This window comes from Pseudomonas sp. 24 E 13 (assembly GCF_900004715.1).
GTDB lineage: Bacteria > Pseudomonadota > Gammaproteobacteria > Pseudomonadales > Pseudomonadaceae > Aquipseudomonas > Aquipseudomonas orientalis_A.
This window is the reverse complement of record NZ_CVTO01000096.1, coordinates 39,997-48,867: the sequence shown is the minus strand read 5'-3', so window position 1 is coordinate 48,867 and position 8,871 is coordinate 39,997. Positions and strand designations below refer to the sequence as shown.

9 protein-coding genes are annotated in these 8,871 nt (G+C 58.3%); 8 read left to right on the top strand and 1 reads right to left on the bottom strand.

Features of this window, described 5'->3' with window-relative positions; all coding sequences use genetic code 11:
• From odhB to BFP90_RS07195, 6 genes are all read left to right on the top strand, one after another.
• The coding region (gene odhB, locus BFP90_RS07220) for a 2-oxoglutarate dehydrogenase complex dihydrolipoyllysine-residue succinyltransferase (RefSeq protein ID WP_083203180.1) at positions 1-753 on the top strand (753 nt) is incomplete at its 5' end.
• Between the two features lie 99 nt (positions 754-852).
• Positions 853-2,289 carry a dihydrolipoyl dehydrogenase gene (lpdA, locus tag BFP90_RS07215; RefSeq protein WP_057722679.1) on the top strand — a complete coding sequence of 479 codons (1,437 nt, stop codon included), beginning with the start codon at positions 853-855 and terminating at the stop codon, positions 2,287-2,289.
• A gap of 204 nt (positions 2,290-2,493) precedes the next feature.
• Positions 2,494-3,660 (top strand): ADP-forming succinate--CoA ligase subunit beta, encoded by a 1,167-nt coding sequence (gene sucC / locus BFP90_RS07210; protein WP_003190011.1) that lies wholly within the window; start codon positions 2,494-2,496, stop codon positions 3,658-3,660.
• Entirely contained in the window at positions 3,660-4,541 is an 882-nt protein-coding gene (gene sucD, locus BFP90_RS07205) for a succinate--CoA ligase subunit alpha (protein WP_065884237.1), read from the top strand. Before sucC ends, sucD begins: the two co-directional genes overlap by 1 nt.
• 436 nt (positions 4,542-4,977) lie before the next feature.
• Entirely contained in the window at positions 4,978-6,291 is a 1,314-nt protein-coding gene (brnQ, locus tag BFP90_RS07200) for a branched-chain amino acid transport system II carrier protein (RefSeq protein ID WP_065884277.1), read from the top strand.
• Positions 6,292-6,608: 317 nt separating this feature from the next.
• Complete coding sequence (locus BFP90_RS07195) at positions 6,609-7,349, top strand: DUF599 domain-containing protein (RefSeq protein ID WP_065896348.1); 741 nt, start codon at positions 6,609-6,611, stop codon at positions 7,347-7,349.
• 83 nt (positions 7,350-7,432) lie between these two features.
• Here BFP90_RS07195 and BFP90_RS07190 read toward each other — a convergent pair whose 3' ends face one another.
• Entirely contained in the window at positions 7,433-7,702 is a 270-nt protein-coding gene (locus BFP90_RS07190; RefSeq protein ID WP_065896347.1) for a hypothetical protein, read from the bottom strand.
• A gap of 156 nt (positions 7,703-7,858) precedes the next feature.
• On the opposite strand from BFP90_RS07190, the gene BFP90_RS07185 reads away from it, so the two are divergent.
• Positions 7,859-8,335, top strand: coding sequence for a PaaI family thioesterase (locus tag BFP90_RS07185; protein WP_065896346.1), 477 nt, complete (start codon positions 7,859-7,861; stop codon positions 8,333-8,335).
• A complete protein-coding gene (locus BFP90_RS07180) occupies positions 8,332-8,796 on the top strand; it encodes a PaaI family thioesterase (RefSeq protein WP_065896345.1) in 465 nt (154 codons plus the stop codon). Before BFP90_RS07185 ends, BFP90_RS07180 begins: the two co-directional genes overlap by 4 nt.
• Positions 8,797-8,871: the final 75 nt, after the last annotated feature.

The window sequence follows — 8,871 nt, the reverse complement described above, 5'->3', positions numbered from 1 at the left end:
GCCAAGGCTGCCGCTCCGGCTGCCGCCGCGCCTGTGTTCGCTGCCGGCGACCGCACCGAGAAGCGCGTACCGATGACCCGTGTGCGTGCCACCGTGGCCAAGCGCCTGGTTGAAGCACAATCGAACATGGCGATGCTGACCACGTTCAACGAAGTCGACATGACTGAAGTCATGGCGTTGCGTTCGAAGTACAAGGACCTCTTTGAGAAGTCCCACAACGGCGTGCGCCTGGGCTTCATGTCGTTCTTCGTGAAAGCGGCCACCGAAGCGCTGAAACGCTTCCCGGCAGTCAACGCTTCCATCGATGGCGCCGACATCGTCTACCATGGCTATGCAGACATCGGCGTTGCCGTGTCCAGCGACCGTGGCCTGGTGGTTCCGGTTCTGCGTAACGCCGAGCTGATGAGCCTGGCCGAAATCGAAGGCGGCATCGCCGGCTTCGGCAAGAAAGCCCGTGACGGCAAGCTGACCATCGACGAGATGACCGGCGGTACGTTCACCATCACCAACGGTGGTACCTTCGGTTCGATGATGTCGACGCCGATCGTCAACCCACCGCAAGCCGCGATCCTGGGCATGCACAACATCATCCAGCGTCCAATGGCCATCAACGGGCAGGTCGTGATCCGCCCAATGATGTACCTGGCGCTGTCTTACGATCACCGCCTGATCGATGGTAAAGAAGCCGTGACGTTCTTGGTGACCATCAAGAACCTGCTGGAAGACCCGGCTCGCCTGCTGCTGGATATCTGATTGAAGCAGCCCCAGGTTGCGAGCTACAAGCTGTAGGAAAAAGCAGCTTGGCTTGCAGCTTGGGGCTAGAAGCTTGTCGCAAATAGAGGATCTATTTTCATGACACAGAAATTTGACGTTGTAGTGATTGGTGCAGGCCCTGGCGGCTATGTTGCCGCCATCAAGGCTGCACAACTGGGCCTCTCGACTGCTTGCATCGAAAAATACACCGACAAGGAAGGCAAACTGGCGCTGGGCGGTACCTGCCTGAACGTCGGTTGCATTCCTTCCAAGGCGCTGCTGGACAGCTCCTGGAAATTCCACGAAGCCCAGGATGGTTTCGCGATCCACGGTATCAACCATGCCGGCGTGACCATGGACGTGCCCGCGATGGTCGGCCGTAAAGCCAACATCGTCAAAGGCCTGACTTCCGGCGTTGCCACCTTGTTCAAGGCCAATGGCGTGACTTCCCTGCAAGGCCACGGCAAGCTGCTGGCCGGCAAGAAAGTTGAAATCACCAAGCCGGACGGCTCGGTTGAAGTCATCGAAGCCGAAAACGTGATCCTGGCACCCGGTTCGCGTCCAATCGACATTCCACCGGCTCCAGTCGATCAGAACGTGATCGTCGATTCGACCGGCGCCCTGGAATTCCAGGCCGTGCCTAAGCGCCTGGGTGTGATCGGCGCCGGCGTCATCGGCCTGGAGCTGGGTTCGGTATGGTCCCGCCTGGGTTCGCAAGTGACCGTGCTCGAAGCCCTGGACACCTTCCTGCTGGCCGCCGACACCGCCGTGTCCAAGGAAGCCTACAAGACCCTGACCAAACAGGGTCTGGACATCAAGCTGGGCGCGCGCGTTACCGGTTCCAAGGTCAACGGCGAAGAAGTTGTCGTGACCTATACCGACAAGGAAGGCGAGCAGACCATCACCTTCGACAAGCTGATCGTAGCCGTCGGTCGTCGCCCCGTGACCACCGACCTGCTGGCTTCCGACAGCGGCGTGAGCATCGATGAGCGTGGTTTCATCCACGTTGACGATCATTGCGCAACCACCGTACCGGGCGTTTACGCGATCGGCGACGTGGTTCGTGGCATGATGCTGGCCCACAAGGCTTCCGAAGAAGGCATCATGGTGGTCGAGCGCATCAAGGGTCACAAGACCCAGATGAACTACGACCTGATTCCATCGGTTATCTACACCCACCCGGAAATCGCATGGGTCGGTAAGAACGAACAGCAGTTGAAAGCTGAAGGCGTTGAAGTTAACGTCGGCACCTTCCCGTTCGCCGCTTCTGGCCGTGCCATGGCAGCCAACGACACCGGTGGTTTTGTCAAAGTCATCGCTGATGCCAAGACTGACCGCGTATTGGGCGTCCACGTGATTGGTCCAAGCGCTGCAGAACTGGTTCAGCAAGGCGCTATCGGTATGGAATTCGGCACCAGTGCCGAGGACCTGGGCATGATGGTCTTCTCCCATCCAACCCTGTCCGAAGCGTTGCACGAAGCAGCGTTGGCAGTGAATGGCGGCGCCATCCACATTGCCAACCGCAAGAAGCGCTAAGCGAGATAATAAGAAACCACGGCGGAGTTGCCCGTCGTGAGCCTTGCGCGCAAGACTCACCGCGGAATATCCGCTGGACGCAGCCTTGTGCAGCTTTACGGGCCATAAGCCCCGCAGGTTGCGCAAGCAGCAGTCACAGGTGGTGCGGCACTCATAATGAGCGCAGCGCCGAATGCGCAGTACCTAACGAAGACGGTAAAAAGCATGAATCTTCACGAGTATCAGGGTAAGCAGCTGTTCGCTGAATACGGCCTGCCAGTTTCCAAGGGCTACGCAGTAGACACCCCGGAAGCAGCAGCAGAAGCTTGCGACAAAATCGGCGGCAGCGAGTGGGTTGTCAAAGCCCAGGTCCACGCCGGTGGTCGCGGTAAAGCGGGCGGCGTTAAGCTGGTTCGCAGCAAAGAAGACGCCAAGGCCTTCGCACAGCAGTGGCTGGGCAAGCGTCTGGTGACTTACCAGACTGATGCCAATGGCCAGCCAGTCACCAAGATCCTGGTTGAATCGTGCACTGATATCGCTAAAGAGCTGTACCTGGGCGCTGTCGTTGACCGTTCGAGCCGTCGCATCGTGTTCATGGCGTCCACCGAAGGTGGCGTGGACATCGAGAAAATCGCTCACGAAACCCCAGAAAAAATTCTGAAGGCCACTATCGATCCACTGGTTGGCGCTCAGCCATTCCAGGGTCGCGAGCTGGCTTTCCAGCTGGGTCTGGAAGGCAAGCAAGTTGCCCAGTTCGCCAAGATCTTCGTCGGTCTGGCCAAACTGTTCCAGGATCACGATCTGGCCCTGCTGGAAGTGAACCCGCTGGTGATCAAGGCTGACGGCGATCTGCACTGCCTCGACGCCAAGATCAACATCGACGCCAACGCCATGTACCGTCAGCCAAAGCTGAAGACTTTCCACGATCCGTCGCAAGACGATCCGCGCGAAGCGCACGCTGCCAAGTTCGAACTGAACTACGTAGCGCTGGAAGGTAACATCGGCTGCATGGTCAACGGTGCCGGTCTGGCCATGGGTACCATGGACATCGTCAACCTGCATGGCGGCAAGCCAGCCAACTTCCTCGACGTAGGCGGTGGCGCTACCAAGGAACGCGTAACCGAAGCGTTCAAGATCATCCTGTCCGACTCCAACGTCGCAGCAGTACTGGTCAACATCTTCGGCGGCATCGTTCGTTGCGACATGATTGCCGAAGGCATCATCGGTGCAGTGAAAGAAGTCGGCGTTAAAATCCCGGTTGTTGTTCGCCTTGAAGGTAACAACGCTGAACTGGGCGCTAAAGTACTGGCAGAAAGCGGTTTGAACATCATCGCGGCTACCAGCCTGACCGACGCTGCTCAACAAGTTGTCAAAGCTGCGGAGGGCAAGTAATGAGCGTCCTGATCAATAAAGACACCAAAGTTATCTGCCAGGGTATTACCGGTTCGCAAGGTAGTTTCCACACCCAGCAAGCCATCGAGTACGGCACCCAGATGGTTGGCGGCGTAACGCCGGGCAAAGGCGGCACCGAGCACCTGGGCCTGCCAGTGTTCAACACCGTGAAAGAAGCAGTAGAAGCCACTGGCGCCACCGCCAGCGTGATCTACGTTCCAGCTCCTTTCTGCAAGGACTCGATCCTGGAAGCGGCCTTCGGCGGCATCAAGCTGATCGTGTGCATCACCGAAGGCATTCCTACCCTGGACATGCTGGACGCCAAGGTTAAGTGCGACGAACTGGGTATTACCCTGATCGGCCCTAACTGCCCAGGCGTGATCACCCCAGGCGAATGCAAGATCGGCATCATGCCGGGTCACATTCACTTGCCAGGTAAAGTCGGTATCGTTTCCCGTTCCGGCACCCTGACCTACGAAGCTGTGAAGCAGACCACTGACGCCGGTTTCGGTCAGTCGACTTGCGTCGGCATCGGCGGTGACCCGATTCCGGGCTCCAACTTCATCGACATCCTGAAGTTGTTCCAGGAAGACCCGAAGACCGAGGCGATCGTGATGATCGGTGAGATCGGCGGTTCGGCTGAAGAAGAAGCTGCTGCCTACATCAAGGCACACGTGACCAAGCCGGTTGTTTCCTACATCGCTGGTGTGACTGCCCCTGCGGGCAAGCGCATGGGCCATGCTGGCGCAATCATCTCCGGCGGCAAAGGCACCGCAGACGAGAAATTCGCTGCGCTGCAAGACGCAGGTGTGAAAACCGTGCGTTCGCTGGCAGACATCGGCAAGGCCTTGGCCGAGCTGACCGGTTGGGCCGTCAAGTAAGCCTCGCGCTTAGCTGACGCTTCACCCCACAAAGGCCACCTTCGGGTGGCCTTTGTGCATTCTGGGCTCAGCAACGTATCTGAGGTTGGTAGAGATCCAAATGTGGGAGGGGGCTTGCCCCCGATTGCGGGGGGTCGGTCATGATGATGTGACTGAACCACCGCTATCGGGGGCAAGCCCCCTCCCACATTTTTTGTGTGTATGGCTAGATTAAGTATGAAAACGCGACATTTGAATGTCGCTTATCGGACAGTACGCCCCGCAACAGTGCGTTTGTCGGTCTAATTCTGTACTCTAGCCGCCTCTTTATGCGCCCGTATCCCAAAAGGAAGCTGCGCGCCAGACCGGTCGGCCCCCATAAGGGCCGGCGGTATTTCCCTCATCCACAGGGAATCCCCCTCTAAATTCCGATTCAGTAGTGTGGTATTTCCTCAAAATGAAAGTGTTGAAAAGCCAGGATATCCTGGCGTTGGGCTTTATGACCTTTGCCCTGTTCGTGGGCGCCGGCAACATCATCTTCCCGCCTATCGTTGGTTTGCAGTCCGGGCCTCACGTGTGGATGGCGGCCCTGGGGTTCCTGATTACGGCTGTCGGCCTGCCGGTCGTCACCGTGATCGCGTTGGCCAAGGTCGGCGGCGGTATGGATGCGTTGAGCAGCCCGATCGGCAAGATCGCCGGTGGCCTGCTGGCGGCTGCGGCGTACCTGGCGGTAGGGCCGCTGTTCGCCACGCCGCGCACGGCCACCGTCTCGTTCGAAGTGGGCCTGGCGCCGCTGACCGGGGAAAGCCCGCTGGCGCTGTTCCTCTACAGTTCGGTGTACTTCCTGGTGGTGTTCTTTGTCTCCCTGTATCCGGGTCGACTGTTGGATACCGTCGGCCGTTTTCTCGCGCCGCTGAAGATCATCGCGTTGGCCATCCTCGGCGTTGCCGCGTTTGCCTTGCCGGCCGGTGAGGTCGGTGTCGCCACGCCGGAATACGTCGCTGCGCCGTTCTCCCAGGGCTTTATCAATGGCTACCTGACCATGGATACCCTCGGCGCGCTGGTATTTGGCATCGTCATTGTCAACGCGATTCGCTCCCGTGGCGTTGAGTCGCCCAAGCTGATCACGCGTTACGCGATCATTGCCGGGCTGATTGCCGGCGTGGGCCTGGCGCTGGTGTATGTCAGCCTGTTCCGTCTGGGTTCGGGCAGCCATGAAGTCGCCGCCGGGGCGGCCAATGGTGCCGCTGTATTGCATGCCTATGTGCAACATACCTTCGGTTCGCTGGGCAGCGGCTTCCTCGCTGTGCTGATCTCCCTGGCGTGCCTGGTGACCGCTGTGGGCCTGACCTGTGCCTGTGCCGAATACTTCAGCAAAGTCCTGCCGCTGTCCTACAAGACCCTGGTGGTGATCCTCGCGCTGTTCTCGTTGTTCGTGTCCAACCTGGGCCTGACCAAGCTGATCGCGTTCTCCATTCCGGTGCTCACTGCGATCTACCCGCCGTGCATCGTGTTGGTGGCTTTGAGCTTCTGTAAAGACTTCTGGCAGGAGCAGGGCCGTATCGTGGGTCCAGTGATGCTGGTGTCCTTTATCTTTGGCTGCATTGATGCACTCAAGGGCGCAGGCCTGGCTGACTGGATGCCGGCGCAGCTGGCTAATTTGCCACTTAGCGAGCAAGGCCTGGCGTGGCTGGTGCCGTCGGTGATGGTGCTGGTTGTGGCGGTGGTGGTTGATCGCATGTTGGGCAAGCGCAGCGAAGCCATCGCGTAATAGCGGTTCAACGCATTACCGAAATGCCCCGTATCAATCGATACGGGGCATTTTTTATGCTTGAGAGGCTACGACCTTCTAAAGTTGAAATACTTAAAAATGTGGGAGGGGGCTGGCCCTAATGCCAGTCAGGTAGGAGCGAGCTTGCTCGCGAAAAACTCACAGCCACCGCGTTCATTCAGAAAGCACGCTTTATCGTTGACGTTTTTCGCGAGCAAGCTCGCTCCTACAGACGGCGAGCAGCAAGCTATCGGGGGCAAGCCCCCTCCCACATTTTGAAAGCATTCAGTTATCCAACACCGTGTAAAAGGACCCACATGTCGTTTGTCCAAACCAATCAAGCCCATCTGCTCGCCGCCCTATGGTTCATTCTGTGCTGGGGCGGCTATACCCGTTACGCCACCTGGAAGGCCCGGGACACGGCCTGCCTGGCCAGCGTATTGCACCTGTATCGCGAAGACTGGATGCGCCGCATGCTGCTGCGCGATAACCGCATCGCCGATGCCAGTGTGATCGGTAACCTGGAGCGTAACGCCTCGTTCTTCGCCTCCAGCACGTTGATTATCCTCGCCGGCATCCTGACCGTGCTGGGTGCCTCGGAGCGAGCCGTGTCATTGTTGGCGGATATCCCCTTGGTACAGCAGGCCTCCCAGGGCATGTCGGAAATCAAGTTGCTGTGCCTGGCGCTGGTGTTTGTCTACGCGTTCTTCACCTTCAGCTGGTGCATGCGCCAATACAACTTCGCCGCCGTGCTGGTGGGCTCGGCACCGATGATTGGTGAGCGGCATGTGTCGGAGCAGGAGCGCAACGCCTTTGCCTTGCGCGCGGCGCGGGTGATTTCGATGGCGGCCAACCAGTTCAACTTCGGCTTGCGGGCGTATTATTTCGGCATGACCATGCTGGCCTGGTTCGTCAGCCCCTGGTTGTTCATGTTGATGAGCAGCGGGGTGGTGCTGGTGCTTTACCGCCGTGAGTTTCACTCCGACGTTTTGCAGGTGATGGTGTATACGCCGACGAATATGCACGCCCCGGACCCGGCAAAAGAGAGCGTGACTTAAAAGCCTGCATAAACAGCAGACAAAGAAAAGCCCGCTCTATAAGCGGGCTATCTTTTACAGCACTACAGCTTTACGCCATGCAATTACTGCTTGGCAGGGTCTGCAGTTGTAGTAGCAGGTGCGGCAGGTGCAGCTTCTTTAGCGGCGGCAGCATTCGATTCAGCCTGAGCTTTGGCAGCTTCAGCGTTTTCTTTTGCAGCGTCGTTCACTTTATCCTGTGCTTTCGCCATGTCTTGCTGAGCTTGCTCAGAATGTGCGGCGGCGTCTTGGGCTTTGTCTTCGGATTTCTTGTCGCAGGCAGCCAGGCCGAGGGCAGCGGCCAGCATCATGGAAATAGCTAATGTGTTGCGCATGGGTGTTTCTCCTTATTGAAGATATCTACTGGCCTTTCGAACTCAAGGGGCCAGCATTAGTTCCTTTTGTTCCACAGATATATAAAGCTTTTTCGCCAGGAACTTTCCAAATTATTACCTATCCTGCTCCCCCACACTAATAAGAATTTAAAAACCATGACCCAGACCCCCTTGTTAGACCGAGCCACCCGCTTTGTTTCGGCGCTTCGCCACTGCCATGTACTGGGGATAGCCGTCCACGCAGCCACGGGGGAGGGCATGACGCTGGTGTTGCCCTATGGCGCGCACATAGTGGGTGATCCCCGCAGCGGCATCATCCACGGTGGTGCGCTGACGTCATTGATGGACACCGCCTGCGGCCTGGCCACGCTGTGCGTACTGCCCGAGTTCGAGGTCTGCCCGACCCTGGATTTGCGCATCGACTATATGCATCCCGCTGAGCCGCATAAGCCGGTGTATGGCTTTGCCCAATGCTACCGGGTAACCACCGATGTGATCTTCACCCGCGGCTTTGCCTACCAGGACGACCAGCAGCAGCCCATTGCCCATGTGGTGGGCACATTCATGCGCATGGGCAAGCATCTCAAGGGCAGCCAGGGAATGGGCGGCGCGATCAAGGGAGAGCAGGCATGAACCATCGATTCAAGACGCATCTGGAGCAAGCACTTGAGCGCGGCGATTACGCGGCACTGCTCGATCTGGTTCCCTACGCAAAGCTGATTGGCGTCGAATGCACACGCTCGGAGGACGAACTGTTGTTTCGCCTGCCGGCCAACAAAGACAATATTGGTAACCCTATATTACCGGCGCTGCACGGCGGGGTAATCGCCGGCTTCATGGAGCTGTCGGCGGCCTTGCACTTGCTGGTATTCACCGGCGCCCCTGGCCTGCCGAAAATCATCGATTTTTCCCTGGATTACCTGCGCGCCGGCCATTTTCGCGACACCTACGCCACCTGCCAGGTGTGCCGCCAGGGCAGGCGTGTCGCCAATGTGGCGGTCACCGCCTGGCAAACTGCCCCCACTGAACCGATTGCCACCGCTCGCGCCCATTTCAAGATCGAGGAATTGCCGCTCTTGAAATCCCGGTCTTAGCCCCCAACTTTGATGACAACCCGCCGCCAACCCTTTCGGGCGCGGCCACTGCCATCCAATTGGAGTTTGATGACC